We start from the raw sequence: 13,608 nt of genomic DNA, 5'->3' as shown, positions 1-13,608 counted from the left end.
ATGGGTGAGCTCGCCGCCTCGGCCGTCGCCGGAGACGTCCTCGTGTCTCTCGGGCTGGGCTCGTGCATCGGGCTCGCGCTGCTGGACCGGCGCGCCGGCGTCGCCGGGCTGGCGCACGTCGTGTTGCCCGCCAGCGGCGGCAACGCGGCCCCGGGCTCGTGGAAGTTCGCCGACCTCGCCGTACCCGAGCTCATCGATCGTGTGGTCAAGTTCGGCGCGCGCCGGCCGATGCTTGAGGCTGTGCTCGTCGGTGGTGCCAGCATGTTCTCCGTGTCGAAATCTTCGCTCGAGGTCGGTCAGCGCAACGAGGCCGCGGTGCGCGAGCTGCTGCGTGCTGCCCGGATCAACGTGATCGCCACCGAGACCGGTGGGTCGCGCGGGCGCACGATCCGCGTCTACGTCGGCTCGCACAAGGTCACCGTGCGCGAGGCCGGTGGCGTCGAGAAGGTGTTGGTGGCGGGAGCCACGAGGCTGGCCGCATGAGCGCCGGCGGACCCGTTCTGAGCGAGGACGCGATCGCGGCCCTCGTCGATGCGGCGCGCGACGGCCGGCTGCCCGAGGAGAAGCCCGTCCCGCAGCGGCGCCGCCGCATGCGCGCGGTCGACTTCACGCGCCCGACGAAGTTCACGGCCGAGCAGGAGCGCCGCCTGGGCCGCACGCTGGAGGCCTTCTGCCGCACGGCGTCGACGCGGCTGTCCGCCGAGCTGCGCGTGCCGCTGGAGTTCGAGCTGCTGACCTCGTCGCAGCTCACGTGGGCCAACGCGCACTCCGCGGTCCCCTCGTCCTCCACGTCCGCGATCTTCGAGGTCGAGCCGATCGGCACCCGGATGCTGCTCTCGACCGAGAGCACGCTGCTGCTGGGCGCCATCGAGCTGCTCCTCGGCGGGTCGATCGACGGCGGCGTCAAGGACCGCCGCATGACCGACATCGACCAGGCGCTGGGCCGGCACTTCTTCGAGCGCCTGCTCGCGCAGCTGACGCTCATCTGGACCGACGTCGCCGGGCTGTCGCTCAACCTGGAGACCGTCGACCAGCATCTGGAGACTGCGCAGATGGTCTCGGTGTCCGAGCCGACGCTCTCGATGATGGTCGAGGCGCGCCTGGGCGGAATCTCCGCCACGATGGCGCTGCTGATCCCGTGGTCGGCGATCGCGCCGGTGGCCGACCAGTTCGGCTCGCGCGAGGACTCCAAGGGCCCGCGCAGCGAGGACGAGAAGAGCTCCGTGCGCCAGGCCGTCGGCTCCGTCGAGATGATGGTCCGCGCCGAGGTGGCGTCGGTGATGATGCCGATCGAGGCCGTGCTGGCGCTCAAGGAGGGCGACCTGCTGCGCTTGAACTCGCCCGCCGCGGCCGGGATCACGCTTTACGCCGACCAGGTGCCCGTCCACACGGGCCGCCCGGGCCGCAGCGGCAGCCGCCGCGCGGTGCAGGTCACCGCCAACATCGCCAAGGGCGGCCTGCGATGAGCGCGTCCGAGGCGCTGACCAAGCTCGGCGAGTCGACGGCGGAGGCGTGCCTCGGCGTGCTCGAGATGTTCGCCGCCGACAAGGTCTCCACGGGTGATGTCACGACCCTCGACGATCCCAAGAAGGCGTTCGACGGCGTGCCCGTGCCCTGCGTGGCGATGTCGGTGTCCTACGTGGACGGCGTGACCGGCGGCAACGTCTTCCTGATCACGCTCGACGGCGCGCGCAACCTCGCGGCGTCGATGATGGGCATGGACGAGCCGGAGGACCCGAACGCCGAGGAGCTCAGCGAGCTCGAGCTCTCCGCGGTGTCCGAGGCGATGAACCAGATGATGGCCTCCGCCGCGGCCGCCACGTCGGTCGTGCTCGGCAACGAGGTCGAGATCTCCACGCCCGACACCAAGACCTTCAGCTCGGGCGACGACATCGGCGCGGCCTACCCCTCGACCCCGCACGCGGTGCGCATCGCGATGTCGATCTGCGGCGAGCCGGCGCGGCTCGTACAGCTGGTGCCGAGCGCGTTCGTGGTGCGCATGTCCAGCGCGCTTGACGAGATCGGCTCCGAGGTCGTCGGCGCCGCGCCGGACGCTCCGGCGGGCGCCGGGCCGAAGGGCTCCACGACCGCGAAGCCCTCGCTGGCCGGGATTCACGTGCGGGTGTGGGCCGAGCTGGGCCGCGCGCGGATGCCCTCGGCGCAGGTCGTCGGCTTGCCGGCGGGAGCGGTGGTCGAGCTCGACAAGCAGGCGGACGACGCGATCGACCTATATGTGAACGGAACCAAGTTCGCGACCGGTCGTCTGGTAGTCGTGGACGGGACGGACTGGGCCGTGCGCATCGAGCACGTCCTCGAAAACGCAAACGACAGTGATTCTGGAATGGAGGTGGCCGGATGGCCCGAATCCTGGTAGTCGACGATGCCGCCTTCATGCGGAAGATGGTCTCTGACGCGCTCACCAAGGGCGGTCATGAGGTCGTCGGCGAGGCCGGCAACGGTGCGGAGGCGATCGAGCGCTTCCAGGAGCTCAAGCCTGAGCTCACGACGCTCGACATCACGATGCCCGAGAAGGACGGTCTGACCGCGCTGAAGGAGATCATCGAGCTTGATCCCTCGGCCCGCGTGATCATGTGCTCCGCGCTGGGTCAGGAGTCCAAGGTGCTCGAGTCGATCAAGCTCGGCGCCCGCGACTTCGTCGTCAAGCCGTTCAAGCCCGAGCGCGTGCTCGAGGCGGTCGGCAAGGCGCTCGCCTAGCGGTTTCGCTGCACCTGGGTAGACGGGGATGGTGCACACCATCCTCGTCCCCGGCCTGCTCTGCTCACCCCGGCTCTACGAGCCGGTCCTGCCCGCCGTGTGGGGTTTCGGCGCCGTCACGATCGCGGATACGCGCCGCGACGACTCGATCGCCGGCATCGCCGCGCGGCTGCTCGCCGGCGCGCCCGAGCGCTTCGCGCTGGTCGGCCTGAGCATGGGCGGCTACGTCGCGCTCGAGGTCATGCGCCAGGCCCCGTCGCGCGTGGCGGCGCTCGCGCTGATGAGCACGTCCGCGAGGTCTGACTCACCCGAGCAGACGGCGGCTCGGCGCGAGCAACTCGGACGGGTCGAGGCCGGCCGCTTCGACGAGGTCGTCGACGCGGCCTTCCCGAAGATGGTCGCCGAGAGCCGCGTCGACGACGAGGCGCTGCTCGCGACGTCGCGGGCGATGGCGGCCGAGGTCGGGCCGGACGTCTACGTGCGCCAGCAGGAGGCGGTGATCGCGCGCGCCGACTCCCGGCCGCTGCTGGCGTCGATCGCGTGCCCCACGACGGTCGTGCACGGGCGCGAGGATCAGCTGATCGCGTTCAAGAACGGCGAGGAGCTGGCGGCGGGCATCCCGGGGGCCGTGTTCGCGCCGATCGAGGGCTGCGGGCACACCGCGACGCTCGAGCGGCCGGCCGAGTGCGCCGCCGCGTTGGGCGCGCTGCTCGCTAGAGCTTGAAGCCGCCGGAGACCTCGATGACCTCGCCGGTGATCCACGCGAGGTCGTCCGAGAGCAGGGCGGCGATGGCCTTGCCGACGTCCTCGCTCTCCCCCAGCCGGTTCAGCGTCGTCTCGGCGATGATCGGCGGGATCGCCTCGGGGTAGCGCTCGAACCCGTTGTCGCCGAGGTTGGTGCGCGTCGGCCCGGGGCTGACGGCGTTGACGCGGATCGGGGCGAGCTCCTTGGCCAGGTAGGGGGTGAGCATGTCCACGCCGCCCTTCATCGCCGCGTAGGCCGCGTAGCCGGGTGTGGTGACGCCCGGGCGGGTCGAGCTGCTGCTGACGTTGACGATCCCCTCGCGGATCAGCGGGAGCAGCGTCTGCGTGAGGAAGAACGGGCCCTTGAGCAGGGTGCGGTGGTAGCGCTCGTACGCGTCGTCGCTGGTGGCGTCGAACGGCGAGGGGCCGCCGATGCCGGCGTTGTTGACGAGAAAGTCGAGGTCCTCGCGACCCCAGTGCTCCTGCAGCGCGTCGCGGACGCGGTCGGCGAACGCGGGGAACGTCGCGGTGTCGGAGACGTCGAGCGGGAGGCCGACGTGGTCGGCGGGGTTGCGGTGGTAGGTCGTGATGACGCCGAAGCCGCGGTCCGCGAGCAGCTGGGCGGTAGCGCGGCCGATGCCTGATCCTGCGCCGGTGACGAGAGCGATCTTGGTCATGGCCTGTAGGATCGGGCGCCGATGGCCGGGAGCGTGAGAACAGAAGTCGCGGATGATTGCCTGATCCTGCGCGAGCTGATCGCGCGGCACGCCCGGCCGGACGAGACCACCGCGATCGACGGCGTGCTGCTCTCAGCGACGGACGTCGCGGGCGAGCCGCGCGCGTCCAGCACCGGGACGGTGTTCGCGCTGATCGCGCAGGGCTCCAAGCGGCTGGCGATCGGCGAGCGCGTCTACGACTACGGGCCCGGGCAGTACCTCGTCGCATCCGTGGACCTGCCGATCACCGGCCACTACACGCAGGCGCCGGCGCTCGGGTTCGGGCTCGTCCTGCGACCGGCCGTGATCGCCGAGCTGCTGCTCGACGTCGACGCCGGCGGCCCCGCACCGTCCGGTCTGGGCGTCGCCGACGCGTCCGCGGACCTCCTGGACGCTGTCGTGCGCATGGTCCGGCTGCTGGATCATCCGCAGGACCAGGCGGTCCTGGCGCCGATGCTCGAGCGCGAGATCCTGTGGCGGCTGATCACCGGGCCACTCGGCCCGAGCGTGCGCGCGATCGGGGTGGCCGACAGCTCGCTCACCCACATCGGCCGCGCCGTCCGCTGGATCACCGAGCACTACGACCGCGCCTTCCGCGTCGAGGAGCTCGCCCGCACGTGCGGCATGAGCGTGTCCGCCTTCCACCGCGCCTTCGCGGCGGTGACCGCGCTGAGCCCGATCCAGTTCCAGAAGCAGATCCGCCTGCAGCGCTCACGGCTGCTGCTGATGAGCGGCCGCGACGACGTCGCCACGGTGGCGTTCCGCGTCGGCTACGACAGCGCCTCGCAGTTCAGCCGCGAGTACCGGCGCCAGTTCGGGCTCCCGCCCGGCCGCGACGCCGCGCGGCTGCGCGCTCAGTCCTTCGTGGACGGCTCGACGAGGACGCAGAGCCCCGCCGGCGTGTAGTGGCTCCCCCGCTCGGGGGAGTCGCCTTCCGCGAGGGAAGCGCCGAGCGAGAGGCTGCCCGCGAACAACGCGGCCCCTAAAAACGCGGCGATAGCGCGGAGTTTCGGCATCACTCAGTTAGTCGGCACGTGTTCTGGCGATCGCAAGCGTTTTGTCCGCGCGCGAACACTTAAGCGCTTCTGGACGTTCGTCCTATTTGGGAGCGAACATCCAGAGGCGAAGATGCGTCCTGTCGAAGGGAACACACCTCAAGCCTCACGAACCGCGTTGCAGCGCGGCGAATGAGGATCACGCAGAAAGGAGCCACGTCATGGGTTGGCGCTTCTAATCACTCTGCGAGCGAGCGCCTTGAGGCGCTCGTTCTCGTTAACGGCCGATTCGGCCGGCGACTGAATCGGACAAACGTCCAGATGTGTGGCACGAGCGGGTTGGTCAGGCGGGTGGGGTGCGGTTGGCGGCCGATGGCCGAGTGTCGCCGGCGATGCCCCATCCCTAGGCGGCCGCCAGCCGAGGACGGGCGTAGTCGGCGACCCGCTTCTCGAAGGCCAACTCGGCCTCGAAGTCGGCCTCATCGGTGTGGCTGAAGGCCACGCCCCTCTCCAGGATCATCCGCTCGAAGACCTCGACGACCTGCGGGTCGAGCTGCGTGCCGGCGACCCGGCGCAGCTCTTCCAACGCAGCCTCGGAGCTGACCGGGCGGCGATAGGAGTCACGCGCGGTCATGACGTCGTAGGTGTCTGCGACCGACAGGATGCGTGCGCCGAGGGGAATCTCGTCCCCTGCGATCCCGGCCGGGTAGCCGCCGCCGGAGAAGCGCTCGTGATGGTGGAGCACGATCTCGGCGACCGGGCCGTAGCCCTCGATGCGCTCGACGAGCTTCGCGCCGTGCACCGGATGGAGTTTGATCTGCTGCCACTCGTCGTCATCGAGCTTGCGCTCGGCGAACAGGATGCTGTCCGGGAGGACGACCTTGCCGATGTCGTGCAGCAGTGCCGCGGTGTGGATGAGGTCCTGCTCGCGCTCGTCGAGTCCCAACATCTTCGCCACCTCACGCGAGTAACGTGCGACCGCCGTGGAGTGGCGGGCGGTCATGGCGTCGCGCATGTTCAGCGTCTGCACGACCGTGGTCAGCAGGCCCATCTGGAGCGAGGCGAGCTCGCGCGTGCGCTGCTCGAGCTCTTCCCCGCGCTCATCCGCCGCGATGCTCGTACGCAGCAGGTACTGGAAGACGAAGATGACGACGGCCGCGAGTCCCACCGCGCCGACCCCGGTCTCGAAATAGGTGATCGCGATGCCAGCGGTCAGCAGCGCTGTCGCGAACTCCGACGGCAGTGCTGTCACGAATGAGCGCAGCATCAACGGCATCGGAACGTCGTAGCCGTACGCGGAGCCGGCGGCGACCACGGCGAAGTTGATCGTGTTCGTGACGACGAAGACCAGCAGGACCACGGCGGCGAAGCTGAATCGATCGACGTCGTGGATGTCGGCGCCGACGATGAACCTGACCATCAGCCCGCCGATCAGCGGGAAAAGGGTGTAGGTCGCGATATTGGCCAAGGCTCGATCCAACGATCGGCGAGAGACGAATCCGTCCACGACCGATGAGGCGACTCCGATCGCGACTGCCGGACCGGGACCGAGCAACGCCATAGCCAACACGAGTGCCAGGAAGGAGCCCGACAGACGCAGCCCACGGATCTCGACGAAGGCCGCGTCACTGACGATCGCGAGGAGCAAGAGGAGCACCACGAGGCTCAGCGGGTGCCAATCGGCCTGATCGTTGGCAATCCATGCCACGACGGCCGTGCCGAGAAACACGAGCGCAGCGACCACGGAAATGGTGAGTTGGCGCGAACGCATGCTTCCAAGCTCATCGGCAGGAGACGCAATTTCCGCAGCGAAACCCTCCCCCCTTTTACATCCACGCAGGACACGTTCGGCCATCCGGGGTACAGTGCGCCAGAGTGCGGAGGCGCTTCGAACCGCTGCGGGTGCGGCCGTTCGGCCGGTTGCTGGGGTCGTACACGGTCAACGACTTAGGGGACTCGATCGGGGTCGTCGCGTTGTCCGTGCTCGTTTTCGACCGCACGGGGGACGTTGCGCCGACTGCAGGGTTCTTCCTGGTCGCCAAGTTCCTGCCCGCGCTGTTCTCCACCGGGCTGACGGCGCACCTGGACCGCTTCTCGCTGCGGCGCGTGCTGCCGACGATCTACGGCATCGAGGCGCTCGTGTTCGCCGCGCTCGCGTTCCTGGCCATCGGGGACCGCTTCTTCCTGCCGCTCGTGCTGGCGCTCGGGCTCATTGACGGGACACTCGCGATCACCGGTCGGGGGCTCACGCGCGGGGCGGTCGCGGCCGCGCTGCAGCCGCACGGGCTGATTGCTGAGGGCAACGCCTTGATGAATCTCGGGTTCGCGGCGGCCTCCGTGTTCGGGGCGGCGATCGCGGGCGGGTTGATCGCGGCCTTCGGGCTGTCGGCGGCGCTGTTCGTCGACGCTGCGTCGTTCCTGATCATCGCGGTGTGGCTGGCGACGGCGCGCGACCTACCGCAGATCGAGCACCACGACTACGAGCCGTGGCACCGGCGCTTCCGGGACGGGATGGCGTTCGCGCGCTCGCAGCGGACGATCCGCACGTTGCTGCTCGGGCAGTCGCTTGCGCTGATCTGCTTCACGATCGTCGTGCCGATCGAGGTCATCTACGCGAAGGAGTCGCTCGGCACGACCGACGCCGGCTTCGGCGTGCTGCTGTCCTCCTGGGGCGCCGGCATCGTGCTGGGCAGCCTGCTGTACATCGCGGTCAAGAACCGGTCGAGCTTCGGGCTGATCGTGTTCTCCAGCGCGCTCGTCGGGCTCGCCTACCTCGGCATGTCCCAGGCGGGCACGCTGTGGCTGGCGTGCGTGATGTCGGTGATCGGCGGCGCCGGCAACGGCATCCAGTGGGTGGCGGTGATGACCGCGCTGCAGGAGGTCACGCCGACCGAGTTCCAGGCGCGCATGTCCGGGCTGCTGGAGTCGATCGGCGCGGCGATGCCCGGCATCGGCTTCCTGCTCGGCGGTCTGCTCACCGCGCTGGGCTCCCCGCGCACCGCGTTTGCCTTCGCGGGCGCGGGAATCCTGGCGTTGGTGATCCTGGCGCTGCTGCTACGGCCGCGCCTCGAGCGACGGGCCGCTCAGACCTCGACCACGACCGGCAAGACCATGGGACGGCGCTTGAGCCGGTCGTAGATGAACTGCGCGAGGTCGTCGTGCAGATGGTTCTGCAGGACGTCGACCTCGGTGATCTGCTGCTCGGCGGCCGCGTCGAGCGAGTCCTCGACCGCTTCGCGCAGATCGTCCGTGAACCGGTCGTTCCCCTCCAGGAACGGGACGCCGCGCGCGATCACCTCGGGCGGGACGACGGACGAGCCGTCCTCCTCGGAGATCGTCGCGACGATGATGAAGATGCCGTCCGCGGACAGCATCCGCCGATCGCGCAGCGCGACGTCGCTCACGTCGCCGATATCCACGCCGTCCACGAAGATCATCCCGGAGTGCTCGGGCTTGCCGAACTTCGCACCCTCGGCGGTGATCTCCAGGGGCGTCCCGTTCTCGCTGCGGAAGATGTTCTCCCGCGGCACGCCGACCGCCTGGGCCAGCTCACCGTGGATGAGCATCCGCTTGAAGTCGCCGTGGACCGGCATCACGTACTTCGGCCGCGTGAGGTTGATCATCATCTTGACCTCCTCCGCGTAGCCGTGGCCGGAGGCGTGGATCGGCGCGTCGCGCGCCGTGACCACCTTGCAGCCGATGTGGTAGAGCCGGTCGATCGTCTCGTTGACCGCGCGCTCGTTGCCCGGAATCGGCGTGGCGGAAAAGACGATGGTGTCGCCTTGCTTGAGCTCGACCTGCGGGTGGTCGCGGTAGGCCATGCGGCGCAGCGCGGACAGCGGCTCGCCCTGGGACCCGGTGGAGATCACGACGATCTTGTCGTCGGCCCACTGGTCGATCTCCCGGGGCGGCACGAGCATGCCCTCCGGGATGTCGATGTGCCCGAGGCTGCGGCCGATGTTGACGTTCTTGCGCATGGAGCGGCCGACGAGCGCGACCTTGCGGCCGTTCTTCTCGGCCGCGTGCACGACCTGCTGGACGCGGTGGATGTTCGACGCGAAGCAGGTGACGACGATGCGCCCCTCGCAGCGCCCGAACACGCGGTCCAGGTGCGGGCCGACGATCGACTCGGAGTCGCTGATGCCCGGTCGGTCCACGTTCGTGGAGTCGCCCAGCAGGAGCAGCAGGCGCTCACGGCCGAGCTCGGCCAGGCGGCTCATGTCCGCGGGGGCGCCGATCACCGGTGTCTGGTCGAACTTGTAGTCGCCCGTGAAGAAGACGGTGCCGAGCGGCGTGCCGATGGCGACGCCGGACGCGTCCGGGATCGAGTGGGTGAGGTGCACGCGCTCGAGCGTGAACGGGCCGGCGTCGACCTCGTCGCCGATCGGCAGCACTTCGAGGTTGACGTCGCGCAGCTTGTGCTCGTCCAGCTTCGAGCGCGCCATCGCGATCGTCAGCTGGCCACCGTAGACGACCGGGATCTTCTCCTGGCCGAGGTCGCGAATGACCCACGGCAGCGACCCGAGGTGATCCTCGTGGCCGTGGGTGATGATGATCGCCTCGATCGCGTCGACGTGCTCACGCAGGTACGTGAAGTCCGGCAGCACGAGGTCGATGCCCATCATCTCGGCCGTCGGGAAGCGCAGGCCGCAGTCCACGACGACGATCCGCCCGTCGTACTCGACGACGGTCATGTTCTTGCCGATCTCGCCGACGCCTCCCAGCGGGAGGACTCGCAGTGTCCCGCTCAACGGGCGGAGACCTCGGCCAGCAGTCCGTGCTGGGCGAGCGCGTTGTGCACGGTCTGACGCTCCTGCTCGTCGCACTCGACGAGCGGCAGGCGCAGCGTTCCGGGTTCGTGTCCAAGCATCTTGAGGGCGGCCTTGACCGGGGCGGGGCTGGCCGTGCAGAACATGGCTTCGTAGATCTCCTGCAGGCTCGCGTCGATCTCCGCCCGGTGCTCGGGCTCGTCGTACATGCGGCGCATCTCCGGGCCGACGACATGCGAAGCGACGCAGATCCCGCCCGTGCCGCCGATGTCCAGGCACTTGGCGTAGATGTCGTCGTTGCCCGCCATCACCGCGAGGCCGTCGATCAGCTGCAGCTCTTCGCTGTTGGCCTGCTTGACGGCCTCGATGTTCTCCAGCTGCGCCAGCTCGGCGAGCAGATCCGGCGGCATGTTGACCACCGCCCGGCCGGGAATGTTGTAGAGGATCACGGGCGTGTTGCCCGCGGCCTTCGCGACTTCCCTGAAGTGCGCGATGATCCCCCGGCGGTTGGGCTTGTTGTAGTACGGCGTCACGGAAAGGACCGCGTCCACGCCGGCCTCGACCGCCTTCTCGGTCAGGTGCACGGCGTGGCGCGTGTCGTTGGAGCCGGTGCCACCGATCACGATCGCCTCGTCCCCGAGCTCGCGCGCGATGAGGGCGATGAGGTTCAGGTGCTCCTCGTCGGTCATCGTCGCGGCCTCGCCCGTCGTGCCGGCCACGACCAGCCCGTGCGAGCCGCTCGCGAGCAGGTGGCGGCCGATCGCGACCGCGCCCTCCTCGTCCACGGAGCCGTCAGCACGGAAGGGCGTGATCATGGCCGTCAGCAGGCCTTCGTAGGGACGCATGGCGTTTAGGATGGCACGCTCGCCGGTCAGCCCGCGAGCGGGTCCCCCGAGCTGAGCTTGGGCGGTGCGTACGACGGCTGGTTGCGGTCCTCCTCCGCCCCGGGCGCGCCCGGCATGGCCGGCGGCTTGCCCGCACCTTCGGCCGGCGGCTGCGGCGGCCCGGACGGCACCCCGGGCGCTTCGGGCGGCGGCACCGCGCCCTCAGCGGGAGCGGGCGGACCGCTGGGCGGCTCCGTGGGCGGCACGCCGGGCGTCGGCGGCGGCGTCCAGTCCGCGGAGCCTGGCGGCGCCGGAGCGGGCGGCCCGGGCGGCGTCCAGCTGGCCGGGTCCGAAGACGACGGCGCGTTGGCGGACGGCGCGGCGGGGCTGGCGGGCGGCGGGCCCCAGCCGGAGGGTTCGGACGAGGCCGGCGGTGCGGGCGGCGGGCCGCCGGGCGAGGGCGGACCCGACGGAGGCGCCCAGCCGGCGCCACTTGACGAGGCCCCCCCCCTCTGCGCCCCAGGCGCGTGGCCGGGCGCCGGCCACGACGGGCTCTGGGACTGGCCGGCCCACGGCGGGCCGCTCGCGGCGGCGCCGCCGAGCGGGTCACCGTGGGTCACCGAGCCCGGGGAGTTCGAGTCCGGCACCGGCCCTGTGGAGGCGGGCGGCGCGGGCGGCGGGCCGGCGAGCGGGTCCCCGTGCGGCGGCGTCGCGGACTGTTGCGGCGGGACCGGCCGGCCGTGCTCGTCGTACTGGATCTGCTCGCCCGGCGGCTGCTGTGGCCGGATCGGGCGGCCGTGCGCGTCGTATTCGACGTACCCGCCCGGCTGCTGGCCAGGACCGCCGGGGCGCGGCGCGCCCTGTTGGTTGATCTGGGACTGCACCTCGTCGAGCTTGGTCTGCGCCTGCTCGGCGAGCTTCTTGGCCTTGTCGAGGAAGCCCATGGCACGACGGTATCGCGAAGGGCCCGCACATGGCGGGCCCTTCGCGGTCCGGGGTGCTGTGCGCGGCTACGCGTGCGCGACGCGGAAGTGCCCGACGAGCTCCTCGAGGCGCTCGGCGGTGCGCGCCAGCTCGGACGCGCTGGAAGCGATCTCCTGGGTGGAGGCGCTCGTCTCCTGCGTGGACGCGGACACCTGCTCGGCCGACGCGGAGGACTCCTCGGCGACGGAGGCGACCTCGGCGATCTCGTCCTGCATGCGCTCGGAGTCCGAGGAGATCTGCTCGCTGGCCGCGGCGATCTCCGCGACACGCTCGCTCATCGAGGACACGGCGGTGTTGATGCGCTGGAACGCGTCACGCGTCTCCTGGACGGTCGAGACGCCGTCCTCGGTGCGGCGCGCACCCTCCTCGACGACGACCACGACGGCGTTGGTCTCGGTCTGCATCTCGCCGATCAGGCTCGAGATCTGCGACGCGGCGGCCTGGGACTCCTCGGCCAGCTTACGGACCTCCTCGGCCACAACGGCGAACCCGCGACCCTGCTCGCCCGCGCGGGCGGCCTCGATGGCGGCGTTGAGCGCGAGCAGGTTGGTCTGCTCGGCGATGCCGGTGATCGTGTCGACGATCCCGCCGATGCGCTCGGAGCGCTGCGCGAGGTTCTCGATCGCGGACGTGATCTCGCGCGACGCGTCGGCCACGTGCTGGATCGCGTCCGTGGCCTGCTCGGCGGCGGCGACGCCGTGACGGGCGACCTCGCCCGCCTCGCCGGCGACGGTCGCGGCCTCGGCGGCCGCGGTCGACGAGGCGCGGGCCGCGCGCGTGGTCTCGAGCGCGCTGTCGCGCGCGGTCTCGACCATCCGGACCTGACGCTCGGCGCCCTGGGCGACGTCGCCGACGGCCGAGGCGATCTCGGTGACGGCGCGGCCGGCCTCCTCGGAGGTCGACGCCATCTGCTGCGACGCGCTCGCGACCGTGCTCGCGCTCGCGGTGACGTCCCCGACGACCCGCTCGAGGTCCACGACCAGGCGCTGCATCGCGCCGCCGAGCAGATCGCGCTCCGAGCGCGGGTTCGGCATGACGGTCAGATCGCCGCCGGCGACGCGCTCGGCGACCTCGGCCTGCTCGCGCAGGTAGTCGAGCATGCGCTCGAAGGCCTGGGCCATCGCGCCCAGCTCGTCACGGCTCTTGACCGCGATCGTCTGGTCGACGTCGCCCTCGGCGATCCCGTCGGCGGCGCGCATCATCGTGCGCACCGGCCCGACGATCGAGCGGGTGATCCGCCACGCGATCCCGAGCGCGACCAGCGCGCCGATCACGCCCAGCCCGATCAGCTGCGTGCGCGCACTCGCGAACGCCGCGTCCTGCTCGTTCTTGGCGTCGTTGACGAACTTGACCGTGTCGGCCTCGATCGCGGCGTAGGACTTGCGGAACGCGTCGAACTCCTCCTTGCCCTCGCCGATGCGGCTCTGCGCCTCAGCCTGGCCGGCCGGACCCGACTTCACGAGGGCGATCTGGGACTCGAAGTAGTCCTCGAGCGCCTTGATCTGCGGCTCGGCCTTGGCGACGAGGTCCGCCATGATCGGATGCTTGGCGAGCAGCGGCCGCATCTCCTCGAGCTCGGCCCGGACACCTTTGCGTCCGGCGTAGTACGGCTCGAGGCTGGCTTCATCAGCGGTGACGAGGTAGCCGCGGACGCCCGTCTCCTGGTTGACCATCTCGGTCAGCAGGTCTTGGGCGGCTGCTTTGAGCGGGATCGCGTCGTCGACGTACGCGCTTTGAGCGTTGTCGTTGACGGAGCCGGCAGCGCTGACGCCGACGAAGATGGCGCCCGCGAGGATCAACAGGACGGTGCCGAAGCCGGCAAGCAGCTTCGTGCGGATGGTCAGGGACAAGGAGGTGCCTC

The 13,608-nt window shown here is 70.4% G+C and carries 13 protein-coding genes; 7 read left to right on the top strand and 6 right to left on the bottom strand.

What is annotated here, in order from left to right; genetic code table 11:
- Genes OJ962_RS09940 through OJ962_RS09920 form a run of 5 tightly spaced genes read left to right on the top strand, consistent with a single transcriptional unit; the run spans position 1 to position 3,439 of the window.
- The gene (locus OJ962_RS09940) at positions 1-483 is read left to right on the top strand and encodes a chemotaxis protein CheD (RefSeq protein ID WP_270006314.1); all 483 of its coding nucleotides are present in this window, start codon (positions 1-3) and stop codon (positions 481-483) included.
- Positions 480-1,466 (top strand): flagellar motor switch protein FliM, encoded by a 987-nt coding sequence (locus OJ962_RS09935; protein WP_202952916.1) that lies wholly within the window; start codon positions 480-482, stop codon positions 1,464-1,466. The genes OJ962_RS09940 and OJ962_RS09935 overlap by 4 nt, the downstream gene beginning before the upstream one ends.
- Positions 1,463-2,374, top strand: a complete 912-nt coding sequence (locus OJ962_RS09930) for a FliM/FliN family flagellar motor switch protein (protein WP_202952917.1) — start codon at positions 1,463-1,465, stop codon at positions 2,372-2,374. Before OJ962_RS09935 ends, OJ962_RS09930 begins: the two co-directional genes overlap by 4 nt.
- Positions 2,356-2,715 carry a response regulator gene (locus OJ962_RS09925; protein ID WP_202952918.1) on the top strand — a complete coding sequence of 120 codons (360 nt, stop codon included), beginning with the start codon at positions 2,356-2,358 and terminating at the stop codon, positions 2,713-2,715. The genes OJ962_RS09930 and OJ962_RS09925 overlap by 19 nt, the downstream gene beginning before the upstream one ends.
- A gap of 31 nt (positions 2,716-2,746) precedes the next feature.
- Positions 2,747-3,439 carry an alpha/beta fold hydrolase gene (locus tag OJ962_RS09920; RefSeq protein ID WP_202952919.1) on the top strand — a complete coding sequence of 231 codons (693 nt, stop codon included), beginning with the start codon at positions 2,747-2,749 and terminating at the stop codon, positions 3,437-3,439.
- Here OJ962_RS09920 and OJ962_RS09915 read toward each other — a convergent pair.
- Positions 3,429-4,136 carry an SDR family NAD(P)-dependent oxidoreductase gene (locus OJ962_RS09915; protein WP_202952920.1) on the bottom strand — a complete coding sequence of 236 codons (708 nt, stop codon included), beginning with the start codon at positions 4,134-4,136 and terminating at the stop codon, positions 3,429-3,431. The genes OJ962_RS09920 and OJ962_RS09915 overlap by 11 nt on opposite strands.
- A gap of 21 nt (positions 4,137-4,157) precedes the next feature.
- Between OJ962_RS09915 and OJ962_RS09910 the strand changes: the two genes are divergently transcribed.
- Positions 4,158-5,081 carry an AraC family transcriptional regulator gene (locus OJ962_RS09910; RefSeq protein WP_238930979.1) on the top strand — a complete coding sequence of 308 codons (924 nt, stop codon included), beginning with the start codon at positions 4,158-4,160 and terminating at the stop codon, positions 5,079-5,081.
- A 492-nt stretch (positions 5,082-5,573) separates the two neighbouring features.
- Here OJ962_RS09910 and OJ962_RS09905 read toward each other — a convergent pair whose 3' ends face one another.
- A complete protein-coding gene (locus OJ962_RS09905; RefSeq protein ID WP_270006312.1) occupies positions 5,574-6,941 on the bottom strand; it encodes an HD-GYP domain-containing protein in 1,368 nt (455 codons plus the stop codon).
- A gap of 104 nt (positions 6,942-7,045) precedes the next feature.
- Between OJ962_RS09905 and OJ962_RS09900 the strand changes: the two genes are divergently transcribed.
- Positions 7,046-8,308: an MFS transporter gene (locus tag OJ962_RS09900; RefSeq protein WP_202952923.1), complete on the top strand. Its 1,263-nt coding sequence runs from the start codon at positions 7,046-7,048 to the stop codon at positions 8,306-8,308.
- On the opposite strand, the gene OJ962_RS09895 is transcribed toward OJ962_RS09900, so the two are convergent.
- From OJ962_RS09895 to OJ962_RS09880, 4 genes are all read right to left on the bottom strand, one after another.
- Positions 8,254-9,921: a ribonuclease J gene (locus tag OJ962_RS09895; protein ID WP_238930980.1), complete on the bottom strand. Its 1,668-nt coding sequence runs from the start codon at positions 9,919-9,921 to the stop codon at positions 8,254-8,256. The genes OJ962_RS09900 and OJ962_RS09895 overlap by 55 nt on opposite strands.
- Complete coding sequence (gene dapA, locus OJ962_RS09890) at positions 9,918-10,784, bottom strand: 4-hydroxy-tetrahydrodipicolinate synthase (RefSeq protein WP_202952924.1); 867 nt, start codon at positions 10,782-10,784, stop codon at positions 9,918-9,920. The genes OJ962_RS09895 and dapA overlap by 4 nt, the downstream gene beginning before the upstream one ends.
- Positions 10,785-10,810: 26 nt before the next feature.
- Complete coding sequence (locus tag OJ962_RS09885) at positions 10,811-11,707, bottom strand: hypothetical protein (RefSeq protein WP_270006311.1); 897 nt, start codon at positions 11,705-11,707, stop codon at positions 10,811-10,813.
- Between the two features lie 66 nt (positions 11,708-11,773).
- Positions 11,774-13,597, bottom strand: a complete 1,824-nt coding sequence (locus tag OJ962_RS09880) for a methyl-accepting chemotaxis protein (protein ID WP_202952926.1) — start codon at positions 13,595-13,597, stop codon at positions 11,774-11,776.
- Positions 13,598-13,608 lie beyond the last annotated feature (11 nt).

This window comes from Solirubrobacter deserti (genome assembly GCF_027587175.1).
Taxonomy (GTDB): Bacteria; Actinomycetota; Thermoleophilia; order Solirubrobacterales; family Solirubrobacteraceae; genus Solirubrobacter; species Solirubrobacter deserti.
The sequence above is the reverse complement of the archived record's forward strand: the minus strand, read 5'-3'. Positions and strand labels throughout refer to the sequence as shown.

What these genes read in the sequence shown, in the direction of transcription:
- OJ962_RS09905 (WP_270006312.1), bottom strand. Translation starts at nt 6,941, where the DNA reads ATGCGTTCGCGCCAACTCACCATTTCCGTGGTCGCTGCGCTCGTGTTT.
- OJ962_RS09935 (WP_202952916.1), top strand. Translation starts at nt 480, where the DNA reads ATGAGCGCCGGCGGACCCGTTCTGAGCGAGGACGCGATCGCGGCCCTC.
- dapA (WP_202952924.1), bottom strand. Translation starts at nt 10,784, where the DNA reads ATGCGTCCCTACGAAGGCCTGCTGACGGCCATGATCACGCCCTTCCGT.
- OJ962_RS09925 (WP_202952918.1), top strand. Translation starts at nt 2,356, where the DNA reads ATGGCCCGAATCCTGGTAGTCGACGATGCCGCCTTCATGCGGAAGATG.
- OJ962_RS09940 (WP_270006314.1), top strand. Translation starts at nt 1, where the DNA reads ATGGGTGAGCTCGCCGCCTCGGCCGTCGCCGGAGACGTCCTCGTGTCT.
- OJ962_RS09885 (WP_270006311.1), bottom strand. Translation starts at nt 11,707, where the DNA reads ATGGGCTTCCTCGACAAGGCCAAGAAGCTCGCCGAGCAGGCGCAGACC.
- OJ962_RS09910 (WP_238930979.1), top strand. Translation starts at nt 4,158, where the DNA reads ATGGCCGGGAGCGTGAGAACAGAAGTCGCGGATGATTGCCTGATCCTG.
- OJ962_RS09930 (WP_202952917.1), top strand. Translation starts at nt 1,463, where the DNA reads ATGAGCGCGTCCGAGGCGCTGACCAAGCTCGGCGAGTCGACGGCGGAG.
- OJ962_RS09915 (WP_202952920.1), bottom strand. Translation starts at nt 4,136, where the DNA reads ATGACCAAGATCGCTCTCGTCACCGGCGCAGGATCAGGCATCGGCCGC.